Origin of the sequence: Vibrio sp. L85, assembly GCF_963871815.1 — a bacterium.
Taxonomy (GTDB): domain Bacteria; phylum Pseudomonadota; class Gammaproteobacteria; order Enterobacterales; family Vibrionaceae; genus Vibrio; species Vibrio harveyi.
Genome location: NZ_CAWMYL010000019.1, coordinates 1 through 17753 on the forward strand (window position 1 = coordinate 1; position 17753 = coordinate 17753).

The following is a 17753-nucleotide window of genomic DNA, read 5'->3' on the forward strand; positions in this document are numbered from 1 at the left end:
AGCATTTAGCTGGCTGTCAGATCTGGACAACGGCAGTGTCGATACGTCGATCCATATCATTTGGAAAGAACATATCATAGGTTCTCTCTTAGCTTAACTTAGCTAAACCACTTCATTTAGATTTAGTCAGGTAGTTTTGGGGTGTTTAAACTTAAAAAGTGTGGAAGTGTATTCTGTTTTGAGTGTTAAGAGGGGGGAATGACACGAGCTATGAGAGCAGTTTAACTTTTAGCGTGGTTTTGTAAAAGATACATGGCAACGGTTGTCATATCATCGGCACTCGCAGTGTAGAGCAAGCGACCTAATGTGAAAAGCCCGACTCTATCGGGCCTGAAATAGTGTCGACCAAACTTAGCAGATTTGACCTGCGGTAATCGCAATATCTTGTTTGTTGTCGATTGTCGCTTGAGCAACCAAACGTAAACCTTCAACAATCACATCCAAAGACATGGTCGCTTGGTTACCGGTGGTATCTTGCTCTGGTAGCAGTGGGATATGCACGAAACCATGAGCGATATTCTTACCACTTAAGTAATGCTGTACGCCATAGAATACGTGGTTACACACAAAGGTACCCGCCGTGTTCGATACTTGGCATGGAATGCCGTTTTCTTGTAACGTGCGAGTAATTGCTTTGATTGGCAAAGTCGTAAAGTAAGCATCTGGACCGTCGGCTACAACCGGCTCATCAACTGGCTGATTACCCCCATTGTCAGGAATGCGGAAATCATCCACGTTAATCGCGACACGTTCAGGCGTAATACCAGCACGACCTGCCGCTTGACCAACCGTGATAACAAAATCTGGTTGATGTTGTTCAATTGCTGCGATAACCGTATCTACCGACTCATAACGAGTGACTGGCACTTCACATACGACAATCTCACCACCATCAAGCTTTGCTTGAGCCAGTTTATTCACCGCTTCTAGCGCAGGGTTAACTGACGCGCCACCAAATGGTTCAAAACCAGTAATTAGTACTTTTTTCATCATTATTCTCAAAACGCAAAGCTATACATAAGGAAGATATTAAACGTTAGGATCGCTAAACCTGGAATCACCTGCATCATAATAACGTGGTGCTTGTTCTTAAGCTCTAACAGCGCGGCTGGCACAACGTTAAAGTTAGCCGCCATTGGCGTCATCAGTGTACCGCAGTAGCCAGAAAGCATACCTAACACACCAATAATTGCCGCATTGCCACTATGATCTAGGATAAGTAGTGGAATGCCGATACCGGTCGTGATCACAGCAAACGCAGCGAAAGCGTTACCCATAACGATAGTAAATAGCGTCATGCCAACGCAATAAGCAATCACTTTAACCAGTAGCATGTTTTCAGGGATCATTAGCTTCACAATTGAAGCCACGGTATCGCCCACGCCCGCTTGGTTAAACAGATAACCCAATGCGGCAAGAAATTGGGACAGAATCGCAGCCCAACCTATTGAGTCAATCAAACGACGACCTTCATTCAGACTGTGCATTGGTTGGCTCTTAGTGATTACCAAAGCGACAATAATCGCCGCAATAGAGCTAATGCCTAGACCAACTAGTGCACCTAAAGAAGTTAGCTGGCTGATCAAAACCGTACCAGCAGGAACGACAATCGCTGGAATAAACAGTTTGTTTTTTAGAACGGAAGCACTTTGCTGTCGCTCTTGATCATTGGTTGTGCCGTAGTTGCCTGTGCCCATAAAGCCACCAGCCGCTAAAGCAGTCAGTGCTAAAACCATCACACCAGTTACCCAGTGGGGAATCATCGCACCAAAAATAAAGGTAACGCCGTAGATTAGCCAAAATAAACCACTACCAATACGCTTGGCATTTTGTTTATCTAGGAAACTTTGCAGTGAAAAAGCTAGTAGCAGTAAGCCGGTAGCTTGGTATACATATTCAAGCATGGATTATTGCTCCTGTTGCGACGCGTTGGTCGTTGCTGTGGTTGTCGCTTTATTTAAACGCGCACTGATGTACTTAGTGTAAATCCCGAATACCACAAACGATGTGATAGCCGTTGGCAGCGCCCAGAGCGCCATTGTTTCTAATTTCACATCAAGTTGGTTATCGCCCATTACGCCTTTAATCAGTAGTAGACCACCAGTACCAATGAACAGCAATTGGCTAAAGAAGTTACCAAAGTTCTCACTTGCCGCAGATAGCGCACGAATAGTTTGACGTTTCTCATCTGCTAGATTCGGTGATGCTTTCTCAGCTGCCGCTTCTGACATTGGAGCGATTAGCGGACGAATCATAGACGGGTGACCACCAATGTTTAACCCCATACCATTTGTGATCTTACGTAGTAGTAAGTAAGTCAATAAAATCTTTCCTACAGAAGCTTTTTTCATTGAGGCAATCAGCTCTTCGGCTCGCTGACGTAAACCGTAACGCTCCAAAATACCAATCATTGGCAGTACCAAGATAAACAGAGACATGTAACGATTCTGGGTAAAAGATTGACCAAGAGCAGATAGAATATCCACCACCGCAATGTCTGCCACTAAACCAGTAGTAACACCGGCAATTAAAATTACTAGCAGAGTATTTTGCTTTAGAGCTAGCCCTACTGTAATTATCACAATGCCAATTAATGGCCATAAATCGATCATAGGTGTTCCCTAAACTTCCCGTAATTATTATTTTCAATCAATACAGTAGAAATTTGTATTGATGCTTCGAGTATAAGGAACCAAAAATACGTGTTTCAATTGGGATCTTTTATGATTTCCAGCAGACGATTTTGTCGAATTTTTTGTGTAGTCAGAGCCATTCCATAAAAAGCATCGATATGCTAGGGAAGTTGAACTTTGGTGTTTTTGACTGTTCTGACAAGGCGTTATTATTTTTTAGAAAAGCAAATCAAAGCGTTAAATTATGCCGAGGGCAATGTTAACTGATATTCTAAGGGAGCCGTTGCAAACTATGAAAAGCTGAGCATCGAAGATTTCAAATGGGTTCGCTTAGGTGAGGCGAGTGTTCGAGCTCACCCTTGTATGGGCATAGCAATGGAACAAGTCTTAATAAGCAGTGAAGAAATCACAATCTTGTTGTACCAACCAATATAGAAAGCGGTTGTGATTTCATGTCGTTTCTTTACAATGCTTGCTCGTACAAAAAAGGTGTACATCGGTATTTGTACCAAGTTTTGTACCAACAACGTTTAGCTATCAATAGCTGAATGACTAAATCATTGCTACAAATGCAAAAAACTAAAATCATGTGTTGCTTGGTGTGCAACACCACTGTAAAGGACATAGCATGCCTATTATTACTCTTCCTGACGGCAGTCAGCGTCAATTTGACAACCCAGTTTCTACTATGGAAGTTGCGCAATCGATCGGTCCTGGTCTTGCAAAAGCAACTATCGCTGGTCGTGTAAATGGTAACCGCGTAGATGCGTGTGACCTAATTGAAGAAGACGCAAGCCTAGAGATCATCACAGTTAAAGATGAAGTGGACGGTCTAGAAATCGTTCGTCACTCTTGTGCTCACCTTCTTGGTCACGCTCTTAAGCAGCTTTACCCTCAAGCTAAAATGGCGATTGGTCCAACAATCGACAACGGCTTCTACTACGACATCGACCTAGACGAGTCTCTAACGCAAGACGATCTTGAAAAGATTGAAAAGCGTATGAAAGAGCTAGCGAAAACCAAGTACGAAGTGGTTAAGAAAAAAGTAAGCTGGCAGGAAGCACGTGATACGTTTGAATCACGTGAAGAACCATACAAAGTGGAAATCCTAGACGAAAACGTATCTCGTGATGATCGTCCAGGTCTTTACCACCATGAAGAATACATCGACATGTGTCGTGGTCCACACGTACCTAACATGAGCTTCTGTCAACATTTCACACTATTAAATGTGGCAGGCGCATACTGGCGTGGTAACAGCGACAACAAAATGCTTCAACGTATCTACGGTACAGCTTTCCACGATAAGAAAGCTCTGAAAGCGCACCTAACTCGCCTAGAAGAAGCGGCGAAGCGCGACCACCGTAAGATTGGTAAGCAACTAGACCTATTCCACATGCAGCAAGAAGCACCGGGTATGGTGTTCTGGCATCACAATGGTTGGTCTATCTTCCGTGATCTAGAAGTATTCATTCGCGCTAAGCTAGATGAGTACGGTTACCAAGAAGTAAAAGGTCCGCTAATGATGGACCGCGTTCTTTGGGAACGCTCTGGTCACTGGGACAAATACGCTGATGCGATGTTCACAACTTCTTCTGAAAACCGTGAATACGCGATTAAGCCAATGAACTGTCCAGGTCACGTACAGATCTTTAACCAAGGTCTAAAATCTTACCGTGACTTACCGCTACGTATGGCTGAGTTCGGCTCATGTCACCGTAACGAACCATCTGGTGCACTACACGGTATTATGCGTGTACGTGGCTTTACTCAGGATGACGCTCACATTTTCTGTACTGAGAGCCAAATTCAAGAAGAAGTAACAAACTGTATCAAGATGGTGTACGATACGTACCAAACATTTGGTTTCGACAACATCGTAGTGAAACTGTCTACTCGTCCAGAAAAACGTGTAGGTTCAGACGAAATCTGGGATCAATCTGAAGAAGCATTGAAACAATCTCTTGAATCGATGGAAATCCCATACGAAATTCAAGAAGGTGAGGGTGCGTTCTACGGTCCTAAGATTGAATTCACGCTATACGACTGTCTAGACCGTGCGTGGCAGTGTGGTACTGTTCAGTTAGACTTCAACCTACCAGGTCGCCTAGGTGCAACTTACGTAGGTGAAAACAATGAACGTCTTGTACCGGTAATGATTCACCGTGCAATTCTAGGTTCACTAGAGCGTTTCATTGGTATCCTTATCGAAGAATATGCAGGTTTCTTCCCAACTTGGTTGGCGCCAGAACAGGCAATTCTTATGAACATTACTGATAAACAGTCAGATTATGTTCAGGAAGTAGTACAAAAACTACAAAAAAGTGGAATTAGAGCTAAAGCGGACTTGAGAAATGAGAAGATTGGCTTTAAAATCCGCGAACACACTTTGAAGCGTGTACCGTATATGCTTGTTGTCGGTGACCAAGAGATGGAAGCAGGCGAAATCGCAGTACGTACTCGTAAAGGTAAAGATCTCGGTAAATTTAAAGTGGATGACTTTATCGCATACATCCAAGACGAGATCTCTAGCCGTAAGCTCAATCTGGAGGAATAAGCTATTAAAGGCGGAAGACGCGGCCAACAGCCGGTAAAACAAAACCCACACCGTATGAACGGTGAAATTCGTGGCGTTCGTGAAGTTCGACTAACTGGCGCTGACGGTGAATCAGTTGGTGTTGTATCGATTCAAGAAGCGATCGCAGCTGCTGAAGAAGCAGGCATGGATCTTGTGGAGATCAGTCCTAACGCTGAGCCGCCAGTCTGTCGTGTTATGGACTACGGCAAATTCCTCTTTGAAAAGAGCAAATCTGCTAAAGAGCAGAAGAAAAAGCAAAAACAGGTTCAGATTAAGGAAGTAAAATTCCGTCCTGGAACTGATATTGGAGACTATCAGGTAAAACTACGCAACCTGACGCGTTTCCTTGAAGAAGGCAACAAAGTGAAGGTAACAATTCGCTTCCGTGGCCGAGAAATGGCACACCAAGACATCGGTGTTGACGTTCTTCATCGCTTGAAAGAAGACACTGTAGACTTTGCTGTAGTGGAATCTTTCCCAAGTAAGATCGAAGGTCGTCAGATGATCATGGTTCTTGCCCCTAAAAAGAAGTAATTAACGGCTCATCAAGTAATTAAGACCTAGCCGCCTTTCCTTCTAATAAAAGGTATAGCGGCTGGGTTTTGTTCGCCCTAATTACGTTGTTTATTAAACCTACTCAATGCGGAGTTATTCATCATGCCTAAGATGAAAACCAACAAAGGTGCTGCTAAGCGTTTTAAGAAAACTGCTGGTGGTATTAAGTACAAGCACGCTACAAAACGTCACATCCTGACTAAGCGTACTACTAAGAACAAGCGTCAACTACGTCCAAACTCAATCCTTCCTCGTTGTGAAGTGGCTGCAGTTGTTCGTATGATGCCATACGCTTAATTCTTTTTAGTTATCAATCGTTTAGTTTAGGAGAAGCATAATGCCTCGCGTAAAACGTGGTGTACAAGCTCGTGCACGTCATAAGAAAGTTCTAAAACAAGCTAAAGGTTACTACGGTGCACGTTCACGTGTTTACCGCGTAGCTTTCCAAGCAGTTACTAAAGCTGGTCAATACGCTTACCGTGACCGTCGCGCTAAGAAACGTCAATTCCGTCAACTATGGATTGCACGTATCAACGCGGCATCTCGTCAAAATGGTCTATCTTACAGCCGTTTCATCAACGGTCTTAAGAAAGCATCTATCGAGATCGACCGTAAGATCCTAGCGGACATCGCAGTATTCGACAAAGCAGCATTTGCTGTTCTAGTTGAAAAAGCGAAAGCTGCTCTTTAATTAGCAGTTTAGGATTAAGAGAAGGAGAGCATTAGCTCTCCTTTTTTATTGCTTTTTGTTTTGTTATCCGTAAGTTTTCTCACTTCTCACTTCTCACTTCTCACTTCTCACTTCTCACTTCTCACTTCCATCTCAGTGCTTGCTAAATCATTTTGTTATTAATCTGTGGTAGGGTTTATCGGCATAACGAGCAAAAGAGCTAGGAAAGACACCAAGGCGCAGCCGTTAGAGGACATCATTAAGGGAACTATGGCGTTGCTCCACGACTAGAAAGAGCAACTGAACAAACGAAAATTTAACCGCTAGGGAAGGAGTGTATGGTTCAACGAATCAGTTATGAATTTTTGCCACAGGTTTCAGGTCCTTATGTTCATGCTACTAGACACTGTGAGACCTTATATGTTTCAGGGTTGACTGCGTTAGGCTCTTCGAGCCAAGCTGAGGGGCTAGTAGATCAAACAAAGACAGTTTTATCTTATCTATCGCAAATACTGGCTGAAGAGCAACGAGAGAAGCGTGATCTGGTGAAGTTGACGGTGTTTATTACTGATATGAGTCAACTCGCGGCGATTCGTTCAGTACTATTTGATTTCTATGAGGGCTACTTGCCGGCATGTTCGCTGGTGGAAGTCAGTGCCTTGATCCATGCTGATTTGGCAATAGAAATAGAGGCAGTAATCTCAAGCGAGGCGTTGTAATAAGAGGTAGGGATGAAAATAAATCGATTAGACCATTTGGTTTTAACAGTAAAAGACATTGCAACCACGGTGGACTTTTATGAGCGAGTGCTTGGTATGGAAAGCATCACCTTTGGTGAGGGGCGTGTTGCACTTGTGTATGGAAGGCAGAAGATCAATTTGCATCAGCTTGGCAATGAATTTGAACCTAAGGCAAGTCAAGTAGCTTCTGGGAGTGCTGATTTATGTTTTGTATGTGATACGCCAATTGCAAATGTGCTCTCCCATTTAGACTCCCATTCTGTCGAGGTTATTGATGGCCCTGTTCAACGGACAGGTGCAATTGGTAACATCCTATCGGTTTACATTAGAGACCCAGATGGTAACTTAATTGAGTTATCTAATTATCTTGCTGAGGTATAACATGATTTATTCAACAACCGAGACGATTCCAGGGCGTGAAATTGCGGAGATAAAAGGGGTCGTGACGGGCAATGTGGTTCAGTCAAAGCACATTGGGCGTGATTTCATGGCTGGCTTAAAAAGTATTGTTGGTGGTGAGATTCGTGGCTACACCGAAATGATGACTGAAGCCCGAAATATCGCTATTCAACGAATGGTAGAGGATGCCGCGAACCTAGGAGCAGATGCTGTTGTCGGTATTCGTTTTACCACCAGTTCGATTGTGGACGGTTCATCAGAAATTCTTGCCTTTGGTACGGCAGTAAAGCTCGTTTAATAAAGTATAATGTTGCACAGCGTGTTGCAAACTTATGTGCAATAAAGATGAAATCGTTAGAGGTAGCTCGTTTCCCCATTTTTAACTAAGCGTCAATGGCTGTTTTTATCTCATAATTCGCCTCCTAAAAAAGGAGGCGAATGTATGCGTGATACAGTTTTAAATAATGCAATTGTGACGTTCTGCGTGTGCTTACTGGTAGCGACGCTAGCAGCTAAAGGTAATTTACTCGTTACCATGTTGTCTTTTCCTATCGACTTCTTAAGTCTACTTGTTCTTTTATTCTTGTCATTATTTGTATCTTGGAGTGCTGTCGGGCATTTGAATGAAGGGCAATGGAAAGAATCTATTCTGTTGTATCTGATGTTGTATTACCTTGCTTTTGGTATTTTTTCAGACGGGAATACAGAGGGCTGGTCTCATTCAGTTGGCGTTGTCGGTAAACTTAAAATGACTCTGATCTACATCGCAAACTCAATAACGAGTATCTATGTTCCACTCATCATCGTTGGGATTTCTATTATCCATTTACGTTTTTTGCGCTCCCATATAGTTGACACTGAACAGAATGTGGCAGAGAAAGTTTAGCCTTAAGAAATAGAACTATTTTGTTGCATATATATGCAGTTTTTTGGCGTGTGCGTTTTAATGTGATTATTCTAAAAATGAACGTCTTTCAAAGTCGAAAGTATTCGAGTAGTTTCCATAAATCAGCATGAAATGCGACGGGCTATGGATGTTATACCGTATTTATGATGTGTTTAATTGATTAGATATAATGAAACTGAATGCATTTCTGGTGGCGGTATTGCTCATCTAAATGTGATGTTGGGTATATTAATTCACTGTTTTCTTATAAAAATATGAACTTATGGCTTGCCAATTGGTTCTAAATTGTTACAAATACCATTCACTTGTAACATTGCCATAAGGAATTGTAGATGAGAGAACTCACTCCCGAGTACTTGTTAGCCGCATTACGACAAGCGATCAAAACCAAAGGGCTAACATATCGAGAGTTATCTGAGAAAATGGGCATGCCGTTGTCCACTTTTAAACGTCATTTAACTAGCACTAACCTAGGTCTTGATAAGCTACTTGAGTATTGTCGAGCTGTGGATTGTACCCTCGATGAGCTTCAAAAGCTGGCAAATCAGCTACAAGCTGAGGATCAGGACTATTTCAGTCGTACGCAGGATGAAGTCTTTTTCCAGTTTCCGCATCTTTACGATTTTTATCGAGAACTTCGAATGCTGAGGGGGAAGGATGGCTACACCATTCTTATGAAAAAGTATGATCTCTCAAAGCAAAGCATGTCTGACTACCTTGGTGCTCTAGAGCTGCTTGATTTGGTTTATGTGGACGAAGATAACAACATCACGCTTCACGGTCCGCTTTATTACAGCTATGCAGAAAACTCTAAACTTAACGAGAAGTACACCGAGATCCTTAAAGAACAAACGACTACCCATGAGAAGTGTGTACGTGTAGCGCTATCGCGAATGAAAATCACGGAAGAACAGCTACTTATCTTAGAAGAGCAGATGGCGAAAACCGTGTTAGATTTTCATTCTAAAAACGTCGTTGCAGAGAACTTTAATGTGTCAGACTTTACCAATGTTTTGCTTATAGCAGGTCCGCATCAGCCTGTAACGTTTTCTGATGGTATTGTACAAACAGAAGTCAACTTCATTGATGACATTCGCTACGCTATCGCTTCGGCTGGGGATAAACCAAGCCTTTCGATATAGCTTCTAGTTATTTTTAGTGATTTATAGATTCACCCTTGAAATGTTTATTTAATGAACTAATATGACGAAGTGTCAATTATGACGATTCGTCAGAAATGTGATGGCGTTTCTGCAAACCATATTCGTGTTACAATTCATTTGAGTTACACAGGGATACGGGACGAGGAAGTATGTTTAACTTTGGTTGCAACAAAGATGACAAGCAAGAGGGAGGCCGAATTGCTTCTGGTTTGACTAAGAAACAGCAGGCGATCGCTGATCGCGAGGTCGAATTAGTTCAACTGGCTAAATCTTTAGTGCAAGAACAAGGCTTTGCTAATCTCACCATGGATAAGCTAACGGCTGCCAGTCCGTATTCAAAAGGGACCATCTATAACCATTTTTGCAGCAAAGAAGATGTGATCCTTGCACTTTGTATACACTCACTGAAAAGTGAGGCGGTGTTTTTTGAGCGTACGGCAAATTTTGATGGCAACACGCGTGAAAAGATCATTGCAATGCATGTTGGGTATCGTATTTACGCCCGTATGGAACCTGTATTGTCGACTTGCGCTATTGTCGCCAAAACTCCTTGGGTGATAGAGAAAGCTTCACCCGCTCGACTGAATGAATTGAACAAGCTGGAAGAAGAAGTAATATCTGGAGCGGACGCATTAGTAAACCACGCCGTGGAAATTGGGGATTTAAAATTCTCTCCTGCTGTTGGTGCTGATGCGATTGTTTTTGCCAATTGGTCGATTGCGTTTGGTTCTAATGCTTTGGCGCAAAATGCATCTAACAGTCGATGTATTCAGCGTTTGCAAGACCCGTTTTCGGTATTACACAATGCGAATATGTTACTTGATGGATTAGGGTGGTTACCTCTCTCAACAGATTGGGATTACCGCAAAACCTGGCGTCGAGTTGAGCAGGAACTATTTAGCGAAGAAATTGCTTACCTTGATTCAGTCAATCGCTGAGTAGGGTATAAACCAATCGGTTATTCGATTGGTTTTTTAGTCACACTATTTGACGGATCGTCAATAACGATTGTTTTGGTATCAGGATTTTTAATCCCTAGAGTGCCAAAACTGCGTTATTAACGCATCTGGAATTAGAGAACAGCGTAAGCTGCTTTTTTAACTCCGTTTTTTGACGAAACGTCACAAAGGGAGAGTGTGATGAAACACCACCAAGCTCAACAAGCAAGCCCCGGTCAATGGGGGAAAATACCAACCAAGTACAGTCTTTGGGTTCTGCTGGCAACAGTATTACTCGTTATTATCGCAACGATCGGAGCAAAGAATCTCTATTTTCGGGGCGACTATAATATCTTTTTCGATGGCAGCAATAAGCAGTTATTAGCTTTCGACGAAATTCAAACCACCTTCGCCAAAACAGACAATCTTGCTATCGTGATCGCTCCTGATAGCAGAGAGGTGTTTACTCCTGAGATCCTGAAACTCATACAAAACTTAACAGTGGATTCGTGGCAAGTGCCGTATTCGAGCCGAGTAGACTCTCTGGCTAATTACCAGCACACGGAAGCGGTTGAAGATGATCTCTTGGTCGAAGACCTGCTTTACGAAGAGCATGAGTTGACTCCAGAGCGAATTGCGAAAGTAAAAAATATCGCACTAACAGAGCCAGTGTTAAAAAATGCGCTGATCTCTGCAAAAGGCGATGTCACTGTCGTGAATATCACCGTTCAATTGCCGGAGGTTGATAAAACAGCGGAAGTCCAAGAGGTGATGGCTCACATTAATCAGATGCTGGCGCAGTATCAGCAAAACTATCCAAATGTTGAGTTTCATAAAGCTGGTATTATCGCCATGAACTATGCCTTCATGACCGCAGCACAAGAGGATAGCGCTACCTTAGTACCAACGATGCTGTTGGTTATTTTGGTGTTCTTAACCATCATGCTGCGTTCATTCTTAAGTGTTGTCGCGACTCTTATTGTGATTATTGGCTCGGTGATAGCAACGATGGGGTTATCTGGTTGGGCTGGTATGTTTTTAAGCACTGCGACGGTTAATGTGCCAACCTTGGTCATGACATTGGCTGTAGCGGACTGCGTGCATGTTATTGCAACTATGCGCCAGTCGATGCAAAACGGCTTTAGTAAGGCACATTCGATAGAGCGCAGTATCTCTCTTAACTTTATGCCCATCCTAATCACGTCAGTTACAACCGCAATTGGCTTTCTGATGATGAATATGTCGGATTCTCCTGTGCTGCGAGATTTTGGTAACTTATCGGCATTAGGGGTGATGATTGCCTGTTTTCTATCAGTGACGCTGCTTCCAGCGTTACTCACAATATTACCAGTCTCAGTTAAGCAACCTGCCTCACAGAGCGGGACCGACTTCATGGACAAGCTAGGAGATTTTGTCGTTTTACGTCGTAACGTGTTACTGCCAATATCAGTGATCGTTATTGCAGTGAGTGCAAGCTTGATACCGTTAAATCGAGTCAATGATGAATCCGTAAAGTATTTCGATAATCGCAGTGATTTTCGTCAAGCTGCCGATTTTATGGAAGCACGTATCAGCGGCATGACCAATCTCAGCATTGCCATCAAAACCAATGAGTCGCAAGGGATTGCTGATCCTGTTTTTCTTACCGCTATAGGCAACTTTACCGATTGGCTTCGCGAACAGCCTGAGACAGATCATGTTGCAACGCTCGCGGATGTATATAAACGCCTCAATAAAAACATGCACGCTGATGATGAGCGTTACTACTTACTACCACAAGATAGAGAATTGGCGGCGCAATACCTTCTACTCTATGAGATGTCTTTGCCGTACGGCTTAGATCTTAATAATCAGATTAACGTTGATAAATCTTCGATCAAAATGGTGTTAACCGTCGATAATTTAGGGAGTGTTGAATTAGTTGACCTTGAGAACCGAATCTACGCGTGGTTTGCCGACAATGCACCGCAATATGATGTGGTCGCATCGAGTCCATCATTGATGTTTGCTCACATTGGTGAGACCAATATGGCAAGTATGCTCTCTACGTTACCAATTACATTAGTTTTGATCTCTGCATTACTCATCTTTGCGCTGCGTTCGCTAAGGCTTGGTTTCATCAGCTTGGTTCCAAATATTGCCCCGGCCGTGCTTGGTTTCGGTCTTTGGGCGCTGATCTCCGGTGAAATCAATCTAGGACTGTCAGTCGTGGTGACCTTGACGCTTGGCATTGTGGTCGACGACGCGGTTCATTTCCTTTCGAAATATCAAAGAGCACGAAAAGAAGGACAAAATGCTGAACAGGCCGTTCGTTATGCCTTCCACACTGTTGGTCGTGCACTGTGGATCACTACCGTCGTATTGGTAGCAGGTTTCTCAGTATTGGCGATGTCGAGCTTCCGCTTAAATGCAGATATGGGGCAGCTTAGTGCGATCGTGATCTTTATCGCCTTGGTCGTGGACTTTTTATTCTTGCCAACGCTACTCATGCGTTTTGATAAAGCAGCATATGTCGAGCAAACAAAGACTAAAACGCCAGAAACACAAGCGAAGAAAAACATTACGGCATCGTTGTGATTGAACAGTGCCCTCAAGGAAAACAAGACAAGGACTATATGATGAAGTTATTTAGTAAACCTCTGAATGTCGTTACATTATCGATTTCTCTGTTAATGGCTCCTCTCACTTGGGCTGACGAAGCTAAAGGGTTGGAAATTGCACAAGAGCGCAAAGCGCGTGACCAAGGCTGGGGAGATTCTGTTGCCACCATGCAAATGATACTTCGCAATGCTCAAGGAGAAAGTAGTACTCGCTTGATGCGCCTAAAATCACTGGAGGTCGCTGATGATGGCGATAAAGGGCTAACTATCTTTGATGAACCACGAGATGTTAAAGGAACCGCATTTCTTAATCATTCACACACGGTGGGCGCTGACGACCAATGGCTCTATCTACCCGCGCTCAAACGCGTAAAACGTATCGCTTCACGCAATAAATCTGGTCCATTTATGGGCAGTGAGTTTGCTTATGAAGACCTGAGCTCATTCGAGATTGAAAAGTACCGTTTCAATTACCTTAAAGATGAAACGATGAATGACCAACAGACGTTTGTATTAGAGCAAATCCCGACAGATAAAAACTCCGGTTACACCAAGCAGGTGGTTTGGCTAGATCAAGCACATTATCGTCCTCTGAAAGTAGAATTTTATGACCGCAAAGGCGCGTTGCTAAAGACGTTAGAGTTTTCTGATTACAAACAGTATCTGAATCAATACTGGCGTGCCCACACTATGGCAATGATGAATCACCAAACGGGCAAGAGTACAGAACTGACAACCAGTGAATTGACGTTCCAGACCGGTCTTAAAGATAACGACTTCAACAAAAACATCCTCAAGCGTGTTAAGTAGGGAGGTTGAATGACTAGGGTAATCGCTGCTGGCCGAGTCTTGGCTAGCATTATGGCTGTGCTTTGTTCTTCGTCTTTGCTTGGTGCTGAATTGGCAGGTCAGGTTAACTTCGAGCATCGACAATTTTTCTCTGCCGGTGCTCAAGGGCAGAGCAAAGGGCAAACATCGCTAGTGTTGCAACCAGAGCTCTACTGGGATCTTCAAGATGGTGATGCGAGTTTCACCTTTACGCCTTTTTATCGTTGGGACAGCATGGATGATGATCGTACGCATGCTGATATTCGAGAAGCCTTGTATTTAACCTATTGGGATGACTATGAACTTCGTGTTGGTATCAGCAAGGTGTTTTGGGGAGTAACAGAATCTGCGCACTTAGTGGATGTTGTAAACCAAATTGATGCGGTAGAAGCGGTCGATGGCGAAGATAAATTGGGACAACCCATGGTGCATTTTACGTCCATCAAAGAGTGGGGAACGCTGGATGCTATGATCTTGCCTTATTTTCGTGAACGAACATTCGCGGGTAAAGATGGGCGTTTGAGGTTCGATCCTGTTGTCTCCGATGATGCGTTGTACGAATCGAGTCGAGAAGAAAAACATGTAGATGTCGCGTTGCGGTATGCACAAATGTTTGGCGATTGGGATCTCGGCTTGAGCTATGTCTATGGAACGAACCGTGACCCGTATTTTCGATTCGAGCAAGGCGAGCTAAAACCTTACTACGCATTGATGAGTCATGTTGGACTGGATGTGCAGGGAATCGTGGGAGATTGGTTATGGAAACTTGAAAGTGTTTATCGTGATAGTTTTGATAATCATGTCGGTGTTGTTACCGGATTTGAATACACGATAGTGGGGGCTTTTGAAACGGTATGGGATGTGGGGCTTATCGGTGAGTATTTATATGATAGCCGTGGTAACAACGCGCAGAACATTGGTCAAAATGATGTCTTTGCAGGTGTTCGCTTAGCGTTTAATGATGAAGATGGCACCGAAATCCTAACTGGTATCACGCAAGATCTCGATAATACCGATGTGTACAACGCAAAACTTGAGGCTTCCACCCGCATTTCAAATCATTTTAAGTGGCAAATTGATGCTTGGTTGTTTAAAAATGACACGCCAACGGACCTCTTGTATTTCGCAAGAGACGATGATTTTATCGAGCTATCTATCCAGTACTATTTTTAGTGCGGGAGATAGTTAAATCGAAAATTCTAAGGCAAAGAGATCCATGTCATTATTTTGACTGGCTGCTAGAGCCGTAAGGAAGATTTATCGTTACTATTCCTTATGTTTGTTGTGGTTTTGATAGCGATGCGATAAGCAACTAACAAAACCCTCCGGTTTTACTTAGGGGTAGTAACGTTGAATTCATTTCGCTGGGACACTTATTTTGAAACAGGCATCGAAGAAGTCGATGAACAGCACCAATATCTTGTTGGATTTATCAACAAGTACGGCGAACTTTTGGCGCAAAACAGCATCACTCTCACGGACATTCAAGTGGCATTATTTGAATTGTCTCGCTATGCCGAGTTCCACTTCAAAGAAGAAGAGAACTTGATGCGAGAGGTCGAGATCCACCCAGAGCACCTAGAAAAACATATCCAAGTACATCGCGCATTTATGAGCGACATCATCAGTATGCAGAGCTTTATCAGTGATGCCAATAAACGCGCTGCTGAGCAGTTATTGGATTTCCTCATTCATTGGTTGGCTTACCACATTCTTGGTATTGATCAAAATATGTCTAAGCAAGTGGCTGCCATTCAATCTGGGATGTCACCGAGGGCGGCGTATGATGAACAAGAAAAGCAAGCCAACGCATCCACTGCGCCATTGCTGGATGCGCTAAATGCTCTGTTTTCACAAGTTTCAGAGCGTAACCGAGAATTACTGAAGCTTAATCTGGTTTTGGAAGAAAAAGTGGATGAAAGGACAATACAACTTTCTCAAGCCAACAAGCAGCTAGAGGCTTTATCACTCACGGATTCGTTGACTCAACTGCCGAACCGAAGAAGTGCGATTAAATCTCTCAAGACCTTGTGGAGAAACGAGGAGGTGAGAGCTTTACCTTTGGTTTGTATCATGATTGATGCGGATTACTTTAAGCAAGTCAATGACACCTGTGGTCACGAAGCCGGAGATTTGGTCTTAAAAGAACTTGCACAAGCGCTAAAACACTCTTTCCGCAGTGATGATATCGTGTGCCGACTTGGCGGCGACGAGTTCGTTGTTATATGCCCGGACACGGGGCTTGAAGGTGGGTTGCATGTTGCCGAGATGGTGAGAAAACAGATCTCTCACATGCTGGTTCCAACAGCATTCGAACCTTGGCGAGGCAGCATCAGTGTCGGGGTAGCAGAACGCCGCGAAGAAATGCAAACTTACACTGATTTGATCCGAGTTGCTGACGAAGGCGTTTACTTAGCAAAACAAAACGGTAAAAACCGAGTACGGTCATCGCAAAAGCTAATATCTTCGAACTAACTCGTCATTCACATTAGAACGCCAGAGAACCCAATTTTTTCACTGTTTGGTGAAAATCTATGTGGCGTATTCTTTAGCTACTTATGCAAAAACAAACACGAAAAAGTAGGGGTTATTCCATAGCAACCCTTCATTTTTTACGTTTTTGTGTTCTTTTTATTCAATAACCTCTTCTTTTCATAATTCAATTTGGCCTTGGTGGCGGGTTTGGCTACTATGTACAGCTATCAAAAAACCAATCACTCCCTTATGGATACTACCAATAGGTAGATGAGGAAACGATGCAACATCTAGAAGAGATCATTGCTAACGCGAGTGCAGCAATTGAAGCTGCAGAATCGCTAGTCGTACTTGATGAAGTGCGTGTTCAGTATCTAGGTAAAAAAGGTGAGCTAACTGCTCAACTTCAAAGCCTAGGTAAACTACCACCAGAAGAACGCCGTGAAGCGGGTCAAGAGATCAACAAAGCGAAAGGCGTAGTTCAGCAAGCTATCGCAGCTCGTAAAGACGCACTACAACGTGCAGAGCTTGAAGCGAAGCTAGCGGCAGAAACGATCGACGTAACATTACCAGGTCGTCGTATCGAGAACGGTGGTCTACACCCAGTTACTCGTACTGTAGAGCGTATTGAGAAGTTCTTTGGTGAACTTGGCTTTAACACTGAGTCTGGTCCAGAAATCGAAGATGCATTCCACAACTTTGATGCACTAAACATCGCAGCTGATCACCCAGCGCGTACTGACCATGATACTTTCTTCTTCAACCCAGATTTGATGCTTCGTACTCACACGTCAGGCGTACAGATCCGTACGATGGAAAATGGCCAACCACCATTCCGTTTCATCGCACCTGGTCGTGTATACCGTAACGACTACGACCAAACGCACACGCCAATGTTCCACCAAGTGGAAGGCATGCTGGTTGATGAGAACGTAAACTTCGCACAGCTGAAAGGCATCCTGCACGATTTCCTATGCAACTTCTTCGAAGAGGAAGTGGAAGTACGTTTCCGTCCATCTTACTTCCCGTTCACTGAGCCTTCAGCTGAAGTTGATGTGAAAGGTAAAAACGGTAAATGGCTAGAAGTACTAGGCTGCGGTATGGTTCACCCGAACGTACTACGTAGCGTAGGCATTGATCCTGAAAAATACTCTGGTTTCGCATTCGGTATGGGTGTTGAGCGTCTAACAATGCTTCGTTACGGCGTAAACGACCTACGTGCGTTCTTCGAGAACGATCTTCGTTTCCTAAAACAGTTCAAGTAATC

At 43.4% G+C, this 17753-nt stretch carries 18 protein-coding genes; 15 read left to right on the plus strand and 3 right to left on the minus strand.

What is annotated here, in order from left to right; all coding sequences use genetic code 11:
- Positions 1-351: 351 nt before the first annotated feature.
- The 3 genes from pcp to AACR11_RS03090 are packed head-to-tail and all read right to left on the minus strand — an operon-like array spanning position 352 to position 2612.
- Positions 352-990 carry a pyroglutamyl-peptidase I gene (gene pcp, locus AACR11_RS03080; RefSeq protein WP_079324566.1) on the minus strand — a complete coding sequence of 213 codons (639 nt, stop codon included), beginning with the start codon at positions 988-990 and terminating at the stop codon, positions 352-354.
- Between the two features lie 8 nt (positions 991-998).
- Positions 999-1904, minus strand: a complete 906-nt coding sequence (locus tag AACR11_RS03085) for a DUF979 domain-containing protein (RefSeq protein ID WP_079324568.1) — start codon at positions 1902-1904, stop codon at positions 999-1001.
- 3 nt (positions 1905-1907) lie between these two features.
- A complete protein-coding gene (locus AACR11_RS03090; RefSeq protein ID WP_079324570.1) occupies positions 1908-2612 on the minus strand; it encodes a DUF969 domain-containing protein in 705 nt (234 codons plus the stop codon).
- A 649-nt stretch (positions 2613-3261) separates the two neighbouring features.
- Between AACR11_RS03090 and thrS the strand changes: the two genes are divergently transcribed.
- From thrS to pheS, 15 genes are all read left to right on the plus strand, one after another.
- Positions 3262-5190 carry a threonine--tRNA ligase gene (thrS, locus tag AACR11_RS03095; protein ID WP_005445593.1) on the plus strand — a complete coding sequence of 643 codons (1929 nt, stop codon included), beginning with the start codon at positions 3262-3264 and terminating at the stop codon, positions 5188-5190.
- 3 nt (positions 5191-5193) lie between these two features.
- The gene (gene infC, locus AACR11_RS03100) at positions 5194-5745 is read left to right on the plus strand and encodes a translation initiation factor IF-3 (RefSeq protein ID WP_074050532.1); all 552 of its coding nucleotides are present in this window, start codon (positions 5194-5196) and stop codon (positions 5743-5745) included.
- 123 nt (positions 5746-5868) lie between these two features.
- Positions 5869-6063 carry a 50S ribosomal protein L35 gene (gene rpmI / locus AACR11_RS03105; protein ID WP_005445589.1) on the plus strand — a complete coding sequence of 65 codons (195 nt, stop codon included), beginning with the start codon at positions 5869-5871 and terminating at the stop codon, positions 6061-6063.
- A 40-nt stretch (positions 6064-6103) separates the two neighbouring features.
- A complete protein-coding gene (gene rplT, locus AACR11_RS03110) occupies positions 6104-6457 on the plus strand; it encodes a 50S ribosomal protein L20 (protein ID WP_004727974.1) in 354 nt (117 codons plus the stop codon).
- Positions 6458-6774: 317 nt separating this feature from the next.
- The gene (locus AACR11_RS03115) at positions 6775-7155 is read left to right on the plus strand and encodes a RidA family protein (protein ID WP_017190336.1); all 381 of its coding nucleotides are present in this window, start codon (positions 6775-6777) and stop codon (positions 7153-7155) included.
- Between the two features lie 12 nt (positions 7156-7167).
- Positions 7168-7557: a VOC family protein gene (locus AACR11_RS03120; protein WP_009697353.1), complete on the plus strand. Its 390-nt coding sequence runs from the start codon at positions 7168-7170 to the stop codon at positions 7555-7557.
- Between the two features lies 1 nt (position 7558).
- Positions 7559-7873, plus strand: a complete 315-nt coding sequence (locus AACR11_RS03125) for a heavy metal-binding domain-containing protein (protein ID WP_005443150.1) — start codon at positions 7559-7561, stop codon at positions 7871-7873.
- 144 nt (positions 7874-8017) lie between these two features.
- Positions 8018-8461, plus strand: coding sequence for a hypothetical protein (locus AACR11_RS03130; RefSeq protein WP_029791134.1), 444 nt, complete (start codon positions 8018-8020; stop codon positions 8459-8461).
- A 353-nt stretch (positions 8462-8814) separates the two neighbouring features.
- Positions 8815-9624, plus strand: a complete 810-nt coding sequence (locus tag AACR11_RS03135; RefSeq protein WP_005445576.1) for a helix-turn-helix domain-containing protein — start codon at positions 8815-8817, stop codon at positions 9622-9624.
- 170 nt (positions 9625-9794) lie between these two features.
- Positions 9795-10583 (plus strand): TetR/AcrR family transcriptional regulator, encoded by a 789-nt coding sequence (locus tag AACR11_RS03140; protein ID WP_009697355.1) that lies wholly within the window; start codon positions 9795-9797, stop codon positions 10581-10583.
- A gap of 201 nt (positions 10584-10784) precedes the next feature.
- Positions 10785-13160: an efflux RND transporter permease subunit gene (locus tag AACR11_RS03145; protein WP_029791132.1), complete on the plus strand. Its 2376-nt coding sequence runs from the start codon at positions 10785-10787 to the stop codon at positions 13158-13160.
- A 41-nt stretch (positions 13161-13201) separates the two neighbouring features.
- Positions 13202-13993: an outer membrane lipoprotein-sorting protein gene (locus AACR11_RS03150; RefSeq protein WP_029791131.1), complete on the plus strand. Its 792-nt coding sequence runs from the start codon at positions 13202-13204 to the stop codon at positions 13991-13993.
- Between the two features lie 9 nt (positions 13994-14002).
- Complete coding sequence (locus tag AACR11_RS03155; protein ID WP_029791129.1) at positions 14003-15184, plus strand: hypothetical protein; 1182 nt, start codon at positions 14003-14005, stop codon at positions 15182-15184.
- A gap of 177 nt (positions 15185-15361) precedes the next feature.
- Positions 15362-16486, plus strand: a complete 1125-nt coding sequence (locus AACR11_RS03160) for a GGDEF domain-containing protein (protein WP_029791128.1) — start codon at positions 15362-15364, stop codon at positions 16484-16486.
- 281 nt (positions 16487-16767) lie between these two features.
- Positions 16768-17751 (plus strand): phenylalanine--tRNA ligase subunit alpha, encoded by a 984-nt coding sequence (gene pheS / locus AACR11_RS03165; RefSeq protein ID WP_029791125.1) that lies wholly within the window; start codon positions 16768-16770, stop codon positions 17749-17751.
- Positions 17752-17753 lie beyond the last annotated feature (2 nt).